At 68.3% G+C, this 16,581-nt stretch carries 12 protein-coding genes and 1 rRNA gene; 7 read left to right on the forward strand and 6 right to left on the reverse strand.

Features of this window, described 5'->3' with window-relative positions; translation table 11 throughout:
• A 5S ribosomal RNA gene (gene rrf / locus ACLB9X_RS13475) occupies window positions 1–77 on the forward strand; the annotation flags it as partial.
• Between the two features lie 103 nt (window positions 78–180).
• Complete coding sequence (locus tag ACLB9X_RS13480; protein WP_410360558.1) at window positions 181–732, forward strand: GNAT family N-acetyltransferase; 552 nt, start codon at window positions 181–183, stop codon at window positions 730–732.
• Window positions 733–736: 4 nt separating this feature from the next.
• Here ACLB9X_RS13480 and ACLB9X_RS13485 read toward each other — a convergent pair whose 3' ends face one another.
• The 6 genes from ACLB9X_RS13485 to ACLB9X_RS13510 all read right to left on the reverse strand — a co-directional run bounded on the left by ACLB9X_RS13485 (window position 737) and on the right by ACLB9X_RS13510 (window position 7,945).
• On the reverse strand, window positions 737–2,392 hold the full coding sequence (locus ACLB9X_RS13485; RefSeq protein WP_410360559.1) for a type VI secretion protein: 1,656 nt from the start codon (window positions 2,390–2,392) through the stop codon (window positions 737–739).
• Window position 2,393: 1 nt separating this feature from the next.
• Window positions 2,394–3,809 carry an ATP-binding protein gene (locus tag ACLB9X_RS13490; RefSeq protein WP_410360560.1) on the reverse strand — a complete coding sequence of 472 codons (1,416 nt, stop codon included), beginning with the start codon at window positions 3,807–3,809 and terminating at the stop codon, window positions 2,394–2,396.
• Between the two features lie 12 nt (window positions 3,810–3,821).
• A complete protein-coding gene (locus ACLB9X_RS13495) occupies window positions 3,822–5,375 on the reverse strand; it encodes an SCO6880 family protein (protein ID WP_410360561.1) in 1,554 nt (517 codons plus the stop codon).
• A complete protein-coding gene (locus tag ACLB9X_RS13500; RefSeq protein ID WP_410360562.1) occupies window positions 5,372–6,667 on the reverse strand; it encodes a hypothetical protein in 1,296 nt (431 codons plus the stop codon). The genes ACLB9X_RS13495 and ACLB9X_RS13500 overlap by 4 nt, the downstream gene beginning before the upstream one ends.
• Window positions 6,657–7,490: a hypothetical protein gene (locus ACLB9X_RS13505; protein WP_410360563.1), complete on the reverse strand. Its 834-nt coding sequence runs from the start codon at window positions 7,488–7,490 to the stop codon at window positions 6,657–6,659. The genes ACLB9X_RS13500 and ACLB9X_RS13505 overlap by 11 nt, the downstream gene beginning before the upstream one ends.
• Before the next feature lie 146 nt (window positions 7,491–7,636).
• Window positions 7,637–7,945, reverse strand: a complete 309-nt coding sequence (locus ACLB9X_RS13510; RefSeq protein WP_142217964.1) for a hypothetical protein — start codon at window positions 7,943–7,945, stop codon at window positions 7,637–7,639.
• Between the two features lie 403 nt (window positions 7,946–8,348).
• Between ACLB9X_RS13510 and ACLB9X_RS13515 the strand changes: the two genes are divergently transcribed.
• The 5 genes from ACLB9X_RS13515 (at window position 8,349) to ACLB9X_RS13535 (ending at window position 16,377) form a co-directional block, all read left to right on the forward strand.
• Window positions 8,349–9,890 (forward strand): purple acid phosphatase family protein, encoded by a 1,542-nt coding sequence (locus ACLB9X_RS13515; RefSeq protein WP_410360564.1) that lies wholly within the window; start codon window positions 8,349–8,351, stop codon window positions 9,888–9,890.
• A 72-nt stretch (window positions 9,891–9,962) separates the two neighbouring features.
• Entirely contained in the window at window positions 9,963–10,499 is a 537-nt protein-coding gene (locus tag ACLB9X_RS13520) for an SseB family protein (RefSeq protein ID WP_410360565.1), read from the forward strand.
• A complete protein-coding gene (locus tag ACLB9X_RS13525; protein WP_410360566.1) occupies window positions 10,496–11,143 on the forward strand; it encodes a hypothetical protein in 648 nt (215 codons plus the stop codon). The genes ACLB9X_RS13520 and ACLB9X_RS13525 overlap by 4 nt, the downstream gene beginning before the upstream one ends.
• Window positions 11,143–15,813 carry a putative T7SS-secreted protein gene (locus ACLB9X_RS13530; protein WP_410360567.1) on the forward strand — a complete coding sequence of 1,557 codons (4,671 nt, stop codon included), beginning with the start codon at window positions 11,143–11,145 and terminating at the stop codon, window positions 15,811–15,813. Before ACLB9X_RS13525 ends, ACLB9X_RS13530 begins: the two co-directional genes overlap by 1 nt.
• A gap of 36 nt (window positions 15,814–15,849) precedes the next feature.
• Window positions 15,850–16,377 (forward strand): hypothetical protein, encoded by a 528-nt coding sequence (locus ACLB9X_RS13535; protein ID WP_410360568.1) that lies wholly within the window; start codon window positions 15,850–15,852, stop codon window positions 16,375–16,377.
• The last annotated feature ends 204 nt before the right edge of the window (window positions 16,378–16,581 follow it).

A 16,581-nucleotide genomic window follows, 5' to 3' on the forward strand; every position in this document is an offset into this window, starting at 1 on the left:
CGAACCCGGAAGCTAAGCCTTTCAGCGCCGATGGTACTGCAGGGGGGACCCTGTGGGAGAGTAGGACGCCGCCGAACAATCATTGTGGGAAAGCCCCGGAACACCGTTCCGGGGCTTTCCTGCGTTCCGAAGGCCGAAATCTCGTTGCCGGGGCGCAGCGGCGTTGGCCAGTATCGAGGCATGGACTACGTCATCCGGCCCGTGCGCGCCGAGGAATGGGCCAAGGCCCGCGAGCTGCGGCTCGCCGCCCTGCAGGACCCGTTGGCTTCGATAGCCTTTCTGGAGAAGTACGAGGACGCCGTCGCGCGGCCGGACTCCTTCTGGCAGGAGCGAACGGCGTCCGCAGCGGCCGGCCGCGAGGTGGTGCAGTTCGTCGGCGAGGCCCCGGACGGGAGCTGGCACGGCACTCTGTCGCTGCTGGTGGAGCGGCCAGGGACCGAGGTAAGGGTGGGTAAGCCGGCGTCGGTGGAACAGACGCATGTGGTGGCCGTCTTCGTACGGCCCGAGGCGCGGGGCAGCGGGCTCGCGGACGAGCTGTTCCGGACTGCGCTGGAGTGGTCGTGGGCGCTGGAGTCGCCGCAGGTGGAGCGGGTGCGGCTGATCTTCCACGCGGGCAACGCACGGGCGGAGGCGCTCTACCGGCGGGCCGGCTTCGTCCCGAGCGCCGACCCGTCCCCCATCCCCGGCGACGAAATGGCGCGCGAGTACGAGGTCAGGCGCGCGAGGGCATAGGGCCTCAGCGGGAGGGCAGGGGGGCCGTCCAGCGGGCGCGGGCCTGTTCGGCGGAGCGCAGCAGGACGAGCGTCGGCAGGCCCTGGTCCTGACCGGTGGCGAGGAGCTCCGGGAGCACGGGCAGCGGTGCGACGGCGGCGACGTCGTCGAGGACGAGAGTCAGTGGTGGGTCGAGCCGACCGTCGGATGACCGTGCGGCCATGCGGCGGCCGTGCTCGACCACGTCTGAGGCGAGTGCCGTGAGCAGTGGCATCGCACCCGGGTGGGAGCGCGGATCCTCGATCGGTTCACCCACCACATAAAGGGTGCCCGCTTCGCTCACGAAAGATTCCAAGGCGAGCGAATCGGTTCGGTTCGGGGTGCATGCCTCACGGATGTGGACCGAGGACAGCGCCGCGAGGGCTCGGCCGGTCAACTGCTGGGCGATGTCCCGGCGTTCCGGATACGCGGTGAGCGCCGACTCCAGGAGTCCGGCGAGGCCGGCGGCGGCCTTGGGGTGCGTACGGAGGATGCGTACCGGCTCGTGGGCCCCGGTGCCCTGGGCCCAGCGGTGGACCTGGCGGAACGGGCGGCCGTCCACGGCGGCGGCATGCAGCCAGCAGCGCAGGAGCGTTTCGGCTGTGTCGGCCATGGCGGCGTCGATCAGGGCACGGGGGCGCACGGGGGCGAGGAGGGCGGTGGCGCGGGCGGCCGCGGTCCGTTCGTCCTCGCAGCCGACGGTGGGCGACCAGTGGAGCCGGGCCGGGGTGTCGCACAGGTGCCCGGGGTCGTAGACGAGGACGGGACCGAGCTTGGCGCGGGCGCCCTTCGTCTCGGCCCACACGGAGGCATCGGAGGTGACGACGAGGACGGGTCCCTCGGCGTCGAGGAGCGCCTGGACGGTGGACGGCCGACGCGTGACCGGATCGCCGTACAGGACGCGGGAGTTCGTGCCGCGCGGGCCGGGGACGGCGGACGCGACGCCGGTCGGCGGATAGGGGGCGGGGGCCACCGGGGTGGGCGGGCTCGCGGTCGTGTGCGGGTACGGAGCCGGTCCGGGAGCCGCCGTCGCCGCCGGGTCGGCGGGGCCCGGACCGGGTGCCGCCTGCTCGGACACCGGTGTCACCGGGGCGGCGGACGATGCCGTCGCCACGGCCGGGGCGGTCTGCTCGGGTACCGGTGGGGCTGGGGTCTCGGGCGATACCGTCGCCGGAGTCGGGGCGGTTTGCTCGGCTACCGGCGATGCCGTCTCGGCCCGGGCGCGCGACTCCTGCGACGTCCGCCCGCCCGCGTGCCTCTCGGCGCGGGACCTCGCGCGGACCGCACGCCAGCGCGCCACCGTGCCCAGCGTGAACACGGTCAGCACCACCAGCACCATCAGTTCGCCGATGGCCAGGCCCCAGAACAGCCCGTAGCCGGAGAGCTCGGCGGGCGGGGTCTGCGGCCAGGCGGCCGGCAGGTCGTGCGGGGCCGAGCCGAGCGACCGCATCGCCAGGGGCGTACTGGTGAACGTCACGCCCGTCGGCCAGGCGCCGTGCGCGAACAGGCCCGCCAAGCCCGTCGCCGTCCACACCAACAGCGTCAGCCCGAGCAGGAAGCCCAGCAGCCCGACCAACAGGCCGTCGGGGATGCCGCCTTCGCGCTCCCCGCCCCGGCCCCGTCCCTGGCGCCCCTGCTCCATCTCACGCCACCGTCGACTCTGAGGACTCGTCCATCTGCTGTTGCCGCTCGATCAGCGCCGCCCGCTGCTCCGCCTCCCACTCCGCGGCCTGGACGTGCTCCGGCACCGCGGGCCGCGAGGACTCCGTCATCGCGCGGTCGGTGAAGACGAGTGGCCGTTCTGCCTCGGTCACCAGGTGTTTGACCACCTGGACGTTGCCGTTGACGTCCCATACGGCGATGCCGGGGGTGAGCGTCGGGATGATCTCGACGGCCCAGCGCGGCAGGCCGAGCACGCGCCCGGTGGCCCGCGCCTCGTCGGCCTTCTGGGCGTAGATCGTCCGTGTCGAGGCCATCTTCAGGATGGCCGCGGCCTCCCGCGCCGCCGCGCCGTCCACCACGTCGGACAGATGGTGGACGACCGCCACGAACGACAGGCCGAGCCGCCGCCCGAACTTCAGTAGCCGCTGGAAGAGCTGCGCGACGAACGGGCTGTTGATGATGTGCCACGCCTCCTCCACCAGGAAGATGCGCTTCTTTCGGTCGGGCCGGATCCAGGTGTGCTCCAGCCACACGCCGACGATCGCCATCAGGATCGGCATCGCGATCGAGTTGCGGTCGATGTGGGACAGGTCGAACACGATGAGGGGCGCGTCCAGGTCGATGCCGACCGTCGTCGGCCCGTCGAACATGCCGCGCAGGTCGCCGTCCACGAGCCGGTCGAGGACGAGGGCGACGTCCAGGCCCCAGGCGCGTACATCGTCGAGGGCGACGTTCATCGCCTCGGCGGACGCCGGCTCGGGGTGGCGCAGCTGCTCCACGATGTCCATGAGGACGGGCTGCCGGTCGGTGATCGTCTCGTTGACGTACGCGTGGGCCACCTTGAGCGCGAAGCCGCTGCGCTCGTCGAGGCCGTGGCCCATCGCGACCTCGATGATGGTCCGCAGCAGGGCGAGCTGGCCGGTGCTGGTGATCGCCGGGTCGAGCGGGTTGAGGCGGATGCCGCCGTCGAGTGCCGTCATCGGGTCCAGCCGGATGGGAGTTATCCCCAGCTCCTGCGCGATCAGGTTCCACTCGCCGACGCCGTCCTCGCCCTGCGCGTCGAGGACGACGACCTGGCGGTCGCGGAAGCGCAACTGCCGCAGGACATACGTCTTCTCCAGCGCCGACTTGCCGTTGCCGGACTCGCCGAGCACCAACCAGTGCGGGGCGGGGAGCTGCTGCCCGTACAGCTGGAAGGGGTCGTAGATGTAGCCCTTGCCGCTGTAGACCTCGCGGCCGATGATCACGCCCGAGTCGCCGAGGCCAGGTGCGGCCGTCGGCAGGTAGACGGCCTGCGCCTGCCCGGTCGAGGTGCGGACGGGCAGGCGGGTGGTCTCCACCTTCCCGAAGAGGAAGGAGGTGAAGGCATCCGTGAGGACGGACAGCGGATCACGCATGACGGGCGGCCCCTATCGGCGGATGCCGGTCGCGAACGGAAGGGTGTTCACAAAGGCCCTGTGGTGCTCGCGGTCGCACCACTCCAGCTTCAGATACGACTTGCCGGCAGAGGCCCTGATCGTGCGCTTGTCCCGGGCCAGGGCCTCGGGCGAACGCGACGACACAGTGATGTACCCGACGAGGTTGACCCCCGCCGCACCGCTCGCGAGATCTTCACCCCGCTGGTCGAGCCGTCCGTGCGCGGCGATGTCGCGCGGGTCGACGGTCCGGTTCATCTTGGCGGCACGGCTGGCGTCCGCCTCGTCGTTGGTCTTCTCGGTGAGCATGCGCTCGATGGCGACCTCGGTGGGCTCCAGGTCCATCGTGACCGCGACCGTACGGATCACGTCGGGAGTGTGGACGAGCAGCGGCGCGAGGAAGTTCACGCCGACCGGGGTCATCGGCCACTCCTTGACCCACGCGGTGGAGTGGCACCAGGGGGAGCGGGTGGCGGACTCGCGGGTCTTGGCCTGGAGGTAGGTGGGCTCGACGGCGTCGAGCTCGGCCGGCCAGGCGTTTCGTTTCGTCATCGCCTGGATGTGGTCGATGGGGTGGTCCGGGTCGTACATGGAGTGCACGAGCGAGGCGAGGCGGGCCTGGCCGAGGGGCTGCCGTACGCGGATGTCCGCCTCGGCCAGCCGGGCGCAGATGTCGGTCAGTTCACGGGCCATGACGACGGCGAGACCGGCGTCCTTGTCGAGCCGCTTGGTGCCGGTCGCGTGCTTGGCGGCGCGGGCCATGGCGTGCGCCTCGGCGGCCAGTTCGCGCGAGTAGTGCATGCAGGCGACGAGGTAGGCACGGTGCTGCTCGCTGGAGGTGGACACCATGGACTGGAGCTGGTCGTACGACTCCTGGAGCCAGGCCGGCGCCTTCTCGTCCCCGCGCTGGGCGACGTCCTTGGCGTGCGCGTCGGGGTCGGCGGGCAGGGTACGGGCGAGCATCTGAAGGCGCGTCACGAAGCCGTCACCGTTGGCGACGTGCTTGAGCAGCGTGCCGAACCGGTCGACCAGTGCCTCCTGGTCCTCGCTGTCGCGCAGGCCGACGCCGGGGCCCTCGATCTCGATGGCCGCGGTGACGGTGCGCCGGTCGGCGTGCAGCAGGACGGCGATCTCGTCCGGGCCGAAGGGGGCGGCGAGCCAGTTGATCCGCCCGATGCCCGGCGGCGGGCCGACCTCGATCTCCCGCCCGTCGATCCGGGTGCCGGCCTCGACGGCTCCGGAGCGGTAGGTGGTGCCCTGGCGCAGGGTGCGCTTGTAGCTGCGGTTGATCTCGAACCATTTGTAGAAGGTGCGGCCCTTGCAGGGCACGTACACGGCGGCGAGCGCGAGCATCGGGAAGCCCATGAGCAGCACGATCCGCAAGGACAGGACGGGGACCAGCAGCCCGCTCATCATGCCGAGGAACGCGCCGGCGATGATCAGCGCGATCTCGCCGGTCTCGCGGTTCTTGCCGACGATCGCGTTCGGCCGGGCGCGGCCGATGAGGTACGTGCGGCGGGGCGCGATGATGGGGGACTGGGTCGTCAACGCCTGCCACCTCCTGTGCTGTTGCGGTTGCTGTGCGGGGTGCCGCCGGTCGGGGTGCTGCTACGGGGCGAGGGCGCGGCTGCCTGGCCCGTACGGCTGCCGTGGGCGGCGACGCCGCCGCTGACGGGGTTGGCGGGGCGGGGCGTGCTTCCGCTGTCGCCGCCGGGGTTCTGGTTGCCGCGGGAGCTGTGGGTCTTGATGCCCTGTGAGACGAGGGCGGCCGGCGAGCTGATGACGGCGGCGGCCTTGCCCTCGGCGGCGTTCTGGATGCGGTTGTTGCGGGAGTTGGCGATCTCGTCGCCGAAGCCGGGCACGAAGCGGTAGATCATGGCGGAGGCGAAGATCGCGAGCAGGATGATCGAGAGCCCCGACACGACGGCGGAGAAGGAGTCCGGCCCCTCGCCCGAGGAGAGCGCCCCGGCGAGTCCGAGCACGATGACGATGACGGGCTTGACCAGGATGATGGCGATCATGATCCCGGCCCAGCGGCGGACGTGGCCCCACATGTTCTTGTCGACGAGCCCGGCGTAGACGACGACGCCGAGGAGGGCGCCGACGTAGAGGAGCACGGCGCGGATGAACAGCTCGAGGTAGAGGACGCCGGCGGCGAGGACGGTGACCAGCGCGACGATGATCAGCATGATCGGGCCGCCGCTGATGCTGTCACCCTTCTGGAGGGCCTCCTTGAAGCTGCCGAAGAACACGTCGGTCTGCTGACTGGTCCCGGAGGCGATGACCTCGGTGACGGCGTCGGTGGCGGTGACGACGGTGTAGAGGATCAGCGGCGTGAACGCGGAGGCGAGGACGGTCAGCCAGAGGAAGCCGACGGCCTCGGAGATCGCGGTGGTGAGCGGTACGCCGCGGATGGCGCGCTTGGCGACGGCGAGCAGCCACAGGATGAGCGTGAGGACGGTGGCGGCGGCGAAGACGATGGCGTAGCGGGCGAGGAAGGCGGAGTTGGTGAAGTCGACCTCGGCGGTCTCCTTGACGGCGCCGGAGAGGTAGTCGAGCAGGCTGACGGCGGCGTCGGCGCAGCCCCGGGCGAGGGAGGAGAGGGGGTCGAGGGCGGTGGTGGGGTCGTTGCCGACGGATGACCTTCCGACGCCGGGGGCGTCACCGTCTTCGCAGTAGTCGCGGGCGGGGCCCGCGATGAGTCCGCACGGGTTGTCCGTGGGGCTTGGCGCGGGTGTCGGCGCGGCCGCCGCTCTGGTTGCGAAGAGGATCGCGGCCGTTTGCACGGCTGCAACGATGGCCAGCAGCTTTTGCGGGCGGTAGCGAGGGCTATCGGGCATACGTGAACCCTCCGAATCCGTTCACCGCGTCAGCGATTTCGTCGGAGCCTGAGATGGGGTTGTCACCGGTCACGGGCGTCGGCCCCGTCCTCTGGCTGGTTTCCAGGACCTTCCAGTCCGAGCCGTTCCACTTCAGCTTGATGCTCACCGTGAACCAGCCGCTGGTCACCGGCTTGGTCGACTTCTCTCCGGTCAGGCCGAACAGACCCATGCACCACACGTCGATATCCGCGGTACCTCCCGCGTATTTCAGCACCTTCGTCCCGGCAGGGAGCGTCCGGTTGACGAACGTTGAGCCAGAAGGAGCGGTGCCGTCGGCGTTCAGACCGATCTGAGCGAGGAAGTCGGTGGAGTAGTCCGCGTCGAAACCGGACTGAAGACTGGCGCGCGTGCTGTCGTCTGCGAGAGCCGCGACGATCGCTTGGCGGCGTTCCTTGTTGAACATGCCGTCAGACCCCAGCGCCACCGCGTAATTCGCCGCCGCGCTCTGCGCCCCCTGCTCGTCCTGCGCGTAGCCCGTCGGGATGCCGCCCGCCTTGCCCTTCACCGGGCGCACCCCCGTCGCCGCCGTCGGGCGGCTGTCGGGGGACTTGCCGGTGTCGGCCGACGTGCCCTCCGCCCCGCCGCCCTGGTTGGCGAAGGCGATCGCCGCGATCAGCAGCACCACCACGCCCACCACCCCGATCAGCGAGCGCGAGGTGCGCACGGGGCGGCGGGCACCGCCGTAGACGTCCTCGCTCGTGCCCGGGAGGCGGGTGCGGGTCTGCCCCGAGCCGCCGAAACCGTCGTTCGTGCGGTCGCCGTGCTCGTCGCCGAGGCTCATCTGGCGCAGGCCCCCTCAACCGGTCGTGGACGTGCTGCATGCCCCGCGGTCGCGGGGTGGTGACGTGTCTTCAGGAACTTCGGGTCCATCGGGGAGACGCAACCTCGGAGGTGGGCCGGGCGAGCCCGGAGGGGACGGGTGGGCGGCTAGACGGCCATCCCGTACACGATGGTGAACAGGGTTCCCAGCGAGCCGATGATGAAGACGCCGGTGAGGCCGGCGACGATCAGGCCCTTGCCCTGTTCGGCGCTGAACGTGTCGCGCAGGGCTGTCGCGCCGATGCGCTGTTTGGCCGCGCCCCAGATCGCGATGCCGAGGCAGAGGAGGATGGCAACGGCCATCACGACCTCGATCATCACCCGAGCTTCGTTCCCCAGGCTTCCGAACGGCCCCCAGTTCGGGGCGATACCGCCGATGATGGTGGTGATGTCGCCCTTTTCGGCTGCCAGGATCATGTAACTCACCGCCCCTGTTGGGTTGTTGGCCGCCCACGCCCCTTGGCACGGGTCAGGTTCTATCTTCCCTGATGAAACCGCCCCCGTAGGCCGACTTCGAGGGTCTCTTTACCCGATCTCCGCACGTTTGACCGAACCGGTCGCCCTGACCTGCGAGGTGTGGCGGGATCCGGTCGTCGTGCACAGGTCGTCACTCTGTGTATCACGCAGAGTGACTTCGGGCAATGACTGTCGTTGTGCCACCTTTGGGGTGTTTTAGGGCGGAGGCCGGGCATGTCGGGGCGAGCGGTCGGGCGAGGTCGAGGCGTCTCCCTCGCCCGATCGAAATCACGCCAGCGTCGATCACGAATCAGCCATGCCTTATTTGTTGCAAGTTCAATTGTCGTCGCTAGCCTCCGCTCCCATGGGCCACTCACACGCGCACCGTCCGTATGTCTCCCGCCGTGACTTCCTGCGCCGCAGCGCGATCGTCGGCGCGGCGGGGGCGGCCGCCGCCGGTGGCGCCTGGTTCTGGCGCCAGCCGGCGTACGGCGCCGAGACACCCGTCTCGCAGGTCCACGTGAACTTCGGCAGTGACGCGGCACGCGAGATGACGGTCAGCTGGATGACCCCCGGACCGGTGCGCAGCCCGTTCGTCCAGCTCGGCGGCGACCGGGTCGCCGCGCAGACCGCGCAGTACCCCGGCTATCCCGGCTACTTCCACCACGCGCGGCTCACGCGGCTGGTCCCGGGCACCAACTACGGCTACCGCATCGGACACGCGGACAAGACCGTCACCCCGGCGTACGCCTTCACCACCGGGCCGCGCGGCCGGGAGAAGTTCACGTTCACGGCGTTCGGAGACCAGGGGACCGACCTGGCGACGACGGCTCAGCAGCCGATCCAGCCGAGCATGAACACCAAGCTGGCGCAGTCGTTCAACCCGGCGTTCCACGTCATCGTCGGCGACCTGGCCTACGCCAACGGCGACCAGAAGCTGTGGGACGAGTGGTTCGACATGATCGAGCCCATGGCCACGTCCACACCGTGGATGCCCTGCATCGGCAACCACGAGATCGAGAGCCAGCTCGATGTGCTGGGGACCGGGGACAGCTGGGGCGAGTGGGGCTACGACCCGTACCTGACGCGCTTCGCCCTGCCGGGCAACGGCTACAAGGAGCTGGAGAACTGCTTCTACTCGTTCCGTTACGGCAGCGTCGTCTTCATCAGCATCGACAACAACGACGTCAACACCGAGATCAAGCACAACATCGGTTACACGGGCGGGCGGCAGCGGATGTGGGTGGAGAAGGCGCTCGCCGCCGCGCACGCGGACAAGGGCGTCGACTTCATCGTGGTCCTGATGCACCAGGCGGCGTTCAGCTCCTCCTCCCGGCACGGGTCGGACGCCGGCGTACGGGAGACGTGGCTCCAGCTGTTCGCCCGCTACTCGGTGGACCTGGTGCTCCAGGGGCACGACCACAACTACGAGCGCAGCCATGTGCTCGCCGGCGACCAGGTCGTCGCGGACGTCCCCAACAAGCTGGACCTCGGCACCGCGTACATCCTGTGCGGCAACGGCGGTGCGGTGCAGGACTCCTTCGACCCGGTGCAGCCGGCCTGGTCCGCCTTCCGTCAGGCGCTCAAGATCGGCACGCTGAAGGTGGAGGTGGACCCGCTCACCCCCAACGGCATGAGCCGCCTCACCCTCGGCGAGTACTGGGCGCTGGACGGCTCGCCCATCGAGGAGGGCATCGTTCTGGAGAAGAACGCGAAGTCCGCGCCGCGCGAGACCGATGCCGCCGGCACCACCACGCAGAGCTCCGAGCCGGCGATTACCCTTCCCGCCTCCGACGCTCCTGCCGGGACCACGCTGATCGGCGTGGAGGCGGCGGGGGCGACCGGACTTGCCATGCACGTCCGCTCACGCGAGCAAGCCCTGGACGAGCGGGCCTCGCTGGCCTGACGGGCCGCGGCGTGGCTGTGCGCGTCCCTGCCGCCGTGGTGGGATTCGGTCCTTTGTTCGTTGCTCGCGGGAATGATCACGTGGCAGCATTCGTGGGTGACTGACAACGGGGATGAGAGGGCGAAGCCTCAACGGGCTTCGCGGCTGGCCGATTTGGCCGATGCGTCGGTGCCGACCGCATCGTTTGAGCCGTCAACGATTCCGCCGGTAACACCAGCGGCTCCGGTGGCCGCTGGGCCGGTGGACGAGGTGGCGGTGGCGCGGCGGGAGTTTGCGCGTTTGCTGGGGGAGTTCCGGCGTACAGCGGTGTTGGTGCCGTTCGACGAGCACGGGAGTCTGTGGACCGCGGATTTCAACGGGGTGCGGTGGATCTGCGCGTTCTCGAACGAGGAGGCGTTGGCGCGGTTCGCTTCCGCGCAGGGGGGTGCGGGCCGGGAGTGGACCTACCGGACGATTCTCGGTGCGCGCTTGCTGGATGTGATGGTGCCGATGGTGCCGGGGCCGGGCGGGGTCGCTTTGGACGCGGGCAGTGATGACGGAATGGTGTTTCCGCCGGTGGCGGGGATCGTTCCGGATGAGGTGGCGGTGGACCTCGGGGGGACGCGGTGAGTGGGGGCGAGCCTGAGCTTGCGGCGGCGGCGTCGGGGCTGGCGGAGATCGCGAAGGGGATCAATCTGGCGCATGCCGAGCTGAAGGAGCTCGGCATGATCGGCGAGGCGTCGGTGGGCCGGGGGTTCTCGGACCTGGCCTTGTCCGGGCTGGAGCTGGGCCACGGGGGGCTGACGTCGGAGTTCGAGACGTTCTGCAACCGGTGGGAGTGGGGGGTTCGGGCCCTGACGTGGAAGGGGAACGCCTTCGCGCAAGGAGTCGGCCTGTCGGCGGGCTCGTTCGCGGAGCAGGAGCAGTACGTCAAGGACTCGATCAAGATCGGCGTGAACTCGCTGAACGGGAATCCGCATCTGTCGGAGGACGAGGTCAAGCAGATGCGCTGGGACACGATTCGTGACCAGCACGCGTGGGACAACGCGGACTGGAGCGCGGAGTCGATGCGCGAGGCGCACGGCGAGGTCAAGCAGACGTGGAAGAACACCACGTATGACGTGATGGACGCGCAGATGGACTCGATGGAGCGCTCGGGCCTGATCGACCCGAAGATCCGGGACGCGATGGATGAGCAGCTCAAGGAAGACCTGGATCCCGATCAGGCGACGATCGACCAGGCCGAGCAGCCGCGGTGGGGGGAGAGGCGCTGATGGTGGACTGGCGGGATTGGGGTGACAAGCTTGTCGATGGTGCCGACCGGGCGATCGACAAGGGCAAGGAAGTCGTTGGTGAGGGCGTCGACTGGGCGACGGACAAGGCCGGGCAGGGGCTGCGGCATTACGGTCACGACGCGATGGCCGAGGCCGTCGAGGACTGGGGCGATGAGACCGCCTCCTCGCTCGGTGCGGAGGTCGGGGAGCAGCAGCTCGGCCAGACCGAGGAGGCGAACGAGCTGGTCCATGGCCGGCCGGAGAAGATCGCCGCGACGGTGAAGAACCTGCGGGACTTCCGACTCGCGTTCGATCTGGTCGGCGGCGGGATGAAGAAGCTCGACTCCAGCCACTGGAAGGGTGAGGCCGCCAACACCTTCCGGGAGAAGTTCGACACGCTGCCCACGGACTGGCTGCGGGCGGCGGACGCGTTCGAGGACGCGGCGAAGGCCCTGGAGACCTATTCGAAGGCGGTCGTCAGTGCCCAGGGCAAGGCGCGGGAGGCGATCGCCCTCTACAACGAGGCGAAGAAGGACTACGAGAAGGCGGCCGCGGAGTTCAACAAGAAGGCCGATGCCTACAACGCCGCCCGCAACAGCGACAGCCCGCTGCCGCACCCGGGTGAGTTCACGGACCCGAGCACGGCCAAGCGCAAGCGGGCGCAGGAGATCCTGGACGACGCCCGGCAGGCGCGGAACGATGCCGCCGAGTTGGCGAAGGGCGCGGTCACGGCCGCCATGGCGCACGCGCCGAAGGACAAGACCGGCCTGGACAAACTCCAGACCGAGCTCATGGACCACGGCCTGGGGCAGGGCATCGAGCTGGCCCACTTCGGCGGCGGCATCATCAAGGGCACCGCGGGGCTGGTCAATTTCGTCCGCTCGGTCCACCCGCTCGACCCCTACAACCTGACCCACCCGGCCGAGTACTACAAGGGCGTCAACATGACGCTCGCCGGCCTCGCCTCCACCGTCGCCAACCCCGACCGAGCCCTGAAGAACGCCTGGGACGCCGCCAAGGGCGACCCCTCCGAATTCCTCGGCCGCCTCGTCCCCGAGATTCTGGGAACGAAGGGTGCGGGCCTGGGCCGGGCCGGACTCCGCGTTGGGTTGGACGGTGCCAAGCGCCTGCCCGACGGCGGAGGAAAGCCGGACGGCACCCGCGGGGACCATGAGAGCAATCCGGACAGCAACGGCAAGCGATGCAGCGAGACGGTGTGCAAGAAGGACCCCGTCGACATTGCGACCGGCCGGATGCTGCTGCCGCAGACGGACATCACGCTGCCGGGCTCCCTGCCCCTGGTGTTCCAGCGCACGTTCGACTCCTCCCGGCGCTCAGGCCGCTGGTTCGGCCCCACATGGTCGTCCACGGTGGACCAGCGACTGGAGATCGACTCCGAAGGCGTCATCTTCAGCTGCGACGAAGGCAGCCTGCTGGCCTACCCCCACCCTGCGCCCGGCGTTCCGGTCATGCCCACCCACGGCCGCCGTTGGCCACTGGACCGCGTCGACGACGGCTACACCATCACGGACCCCGACACCGGGAAGGTCTGGCACTTCACCGACCACAGTGACGAGGTGGCCCTGCTCGCACAGATCGACGACCGCAACGGCCGCTGGATCACCTTCGAGTATGACGACACCGGCGCTCCCGCCTCGATCGTCCACCACGGCGGGTACCACCTGAAGCTCACCACCAGCGAAGGCCGGATCACCGCCCTGCACCTGGCAGGCGCGGCACGGGACGGTTCCGACCAAGAGATCCTGCGCTACGGCTACACCGACGGCCACCTCACCTCCGTCACCAACTCCTCCGGCCGTCCCCTGCGCTTCGACTGCGACGAGCACGGCCGCATCACCTCGTGGACCGACACCAACGGCAGCCGATTCGACTACGTCTACGACGACCAGGACCGCTGCACCTACCAGGCCGGCACCAACGGTCATCTCGAGTCCAGCTTCACCTGGGACGACACCGACCCGGACACCGGCCTGCGCATGACGTCCGTCACCGACGGACTCGGCCACACCGAGCGCCACCTCGTCAACGACCGCTCCCAGATCGTCGCCGAAATCGATGCCCTGGGCGCGGTCACCCGCTACGAGTACGACCAGCACAACCGTCTGCTGTCCCGCACGGACCTACTGGGCCACGTCAGCCGCTTGACCTACGACGACCACGGCCGACCGATCGCGGTAGAGCGCCCGGACGGCCGCCAGTCGCGAGCCGAGTACAACGCCCTCGGACTCCCGACACGCATCATCGGCACCGACGGCAACGTCACGCGACAGACCTTCGACGAACACGGCAACCGCACATCCGCCACCGACCCGTCGGGGGCGACGACTCACTTCACCTACGACACGGCAGGGCACCTCGCATCCATCACGGACGCCCTCGGCAGCAGTTCCACCGTGCTCTGTGACCGCGCCGGGCTGCCGATCGCCATCACTGACCCGCTGGGCGCCGTCACTCAGTACGAGCGCGACGCCTTCGGCCGTGCGGTCTCGATCACCGATCCCCTTGGAGCCGTCACGCGGTTCAACTGGACCGTCGAGGGCAGAATCGCCTGCCGCATCGACTCCGACGGCACGGAGCAGTCGTGGAGCTATGACGGCGAAGGCAACTGCCTGACACACACCGACGCCATCGGTGGCGTCACCACCTACGAGTACACCGACTTCGACCTTCTCGCCGCCCGCACAGACCCTGACGGCGCTCGCTACGAGTTCGCCCACGACAGCAACCTGCAACTGCTGCAGGTCACAAACCCCCAAGGCCTGACGTGGGCCTATGCATACGACCCGGTTGGACATCTGCTCTCTGAAAGCGACTTTGACGGCCGCACATTGAGTTACACCTACGATCGCGCAGGACGCCTGGCCTCGCGTACCAACCGCCTTGGGCAGCAAGTGCGATACGAGCGCAACGCTCTCGGACAGGTCGTACGCAAGGAGGCCGAGGGTTCGGTCACCACTTACGAATACGACATCTTCGACCAGCTTGCTGTGGCGGCGAGCCGTGACGCGACGCTGACAAGACTGCGGGACCGGTCCGGACGGCTCCGTTCGGAAACGGTGAACGGCAGAAAGCTGGAGTTCACCTACGACTCCCTCAGCCGCCGAACAAGCCGCACGACCCCCAGCGGGGCCATCAGCACATGGGCGTACGATCCAGCCGGCCATCGGAGCGAGATCACTGCCTCCGGCCACACGATCGACTTCACACATGACGCGGTGGGTAGAGAGTTGACCCGAATCGTGGGCAACGGCCTCGTGCTCACACACGAGTACGACGAGACGGGACGTCTCAGGCACCAGCGCACCACCAGTCATGGCCGCGCCCTCCAACACCGCTCCTACACCTATCGTGCCGACGGCAACGTAATCTCCCTTGAGGACCAACTCGCCGGAGACCGAACCTTCGAACTGGACGCGGTGGGCCGCGTGACCACCGTTCACGCCATGGACTGGACTGAGCGGTATGCGTACGACGAGGCGGGGAACCAAGTCCAGGCCGCCTGGCCCGGATCACACCCGAACCAAGAGGCGGCGGGCACCCGCACCTACAACGGCACACGCCTCATTCAGGCGGGAGGTATCCGCTTCCAGCACGACGCACAAGGACGTGTGGTCCTGCGCCAGAAGACGAGGCTGTCACGGAAGCCCGACACATGGCGATACATATGGGACGCAGAAGACCGGCTGACGGGCGTTGTCACGCCGGACGGCACAACGTGGCGGTACCTGTACGACCCGCTCGGCCGCCGAATGGCCAAACAGAGGCTGGCCGACGACGGAGAGACGCCGATTGAACAGGTCCATTTTACGTGGGACCGAGCCACCCTCTGTGAGCAGACCTCTCAAGGCGAGTCTTCGCCACATTTGGTCACTCTGACCTGGGATCACGACGGCTTTCGCCCTCTCGCTCAGACCGAACGCATTACCACCTCCGCTCAAGAGGAAATCGACCAGCGATTCTTCGCGATCGTCACGGACCTCGTGGGTAGCCCCAGGGAATTGATCGACGAGTCGGGGACGCTGGCCTGGCGTACGCGCAGCACGCTATGGGGCACCACCACATGGGCATCGTCGAGCACGGCTTACACACCTCTTCGCTTCCCCGGGCAGTACTTCGACCCAGAAACCGGACTGCACTACAGTTATTTTCGTTACTACGATCCTGATACGTCACGTTTCCTTTCCGTGGACCCACTAGGCCTCCTTCCCGCCCCCAACCCGGCCACCTACGTCAATAACCCCCTCATCTGGGCAGACCCTCTGGGCTTGAACCCTTGCAAGTTTGAAAATCAAATGCCGAACGCGTTGGCGGGTGAGCTTGCCGATGCAGAGCGCCTGGGAGTGAAACCTCTCAGAGTAGGCGACGACGGCTTCGACGAGGTCATCAATTCGGGCACGGTCAAGTGGGCTGTGACGATGGACGGAGATTTGGTGATCATACCGAAGCACGTCGGCGGCGTTGAGCTCAAGCATCCCGTTCTGACCAATGGCGACCCCGTGCGAGCAGCCGGTGAGGCAGATATTGCAGGAGGTGATGGTTCATACTTCGGAATCGAAGTCAATAATAATAGCGGTCACTACAAACCATCACTTGAGAGTCTCGAGGTAGGGAAGGAAGCCTTTGAGCGGGCCGGAATTTCATTCTTCTGACAGTGGTCGACCTAATAGAGTTGTCAAGGAGTGCTCATGAGTGCCTTCCCAGACTGCTCGCTGGACGAACTGGAGCGGCGCGTCCAGGGCGGTGAAAATGCTGTTGAAGGGACGGAGAACTGGGAACAGGTGCGCGAACTAGGCGTCGGCGGGATGCAGTCCGATGAGTACCCCCATGAGATCCGGATCCGGTGGGGACACCTCGCGTTGGCTGCCATCGTTGGCAAGTACGCCTCGACCCCGGCGGATCCGAAGAAGGCGGTGGCCGAATCGGCTCTTGTGCGCGCCTACATGATCCGACAGTTCGGGGAGAGCGAAGAGGACGAAGCCCGACGAATCGGTGACCTCTGTGCGTACGTGGAGACGCACCTCGACCTCACGCGCACGGACGCGCTCCGACTGGCAGCGGAGTACCGCCGCACTCCGGGCCCCCAAATGCTTCACCTGAGACGGATCAAGAACATGCTCACGCCGTTGGCAGTCATTCAAGATCTGCTGCGAAAAGAGGATCCGACTCAGCGGGACATCATGGAGTGGCTGCCTTTGATCACCGAGCTTCCGTAGCGGGCGACCGGGACGGCTGAGCTTCGACGGACTCGGCGGCGTGAGCTGCGCCACAGCCTGCGGTTCGGTGACGGCGGCACTGACCCTCGGCAGCAGTCGGGGCCGATCTCGTCGCGGGGCGGCAAGACGAGGGTGCGGTACGGCTGTGGCCGGGTGTGCCCCATCTCGGCCGTGCTGAACCAGGCGCTCCGGGATTCGGGCGCG

Origin of the sequence: Streptomyces sp. 5K101 (genome assembly GCF_046506645.1) — a bacterium.
In the GTDB taxonomy this organism is placed as follows: Bacteria; Actinomycetota; Actinomycetes; order Streptomycetales; family Streptomycetaceae; genus Streptomyces.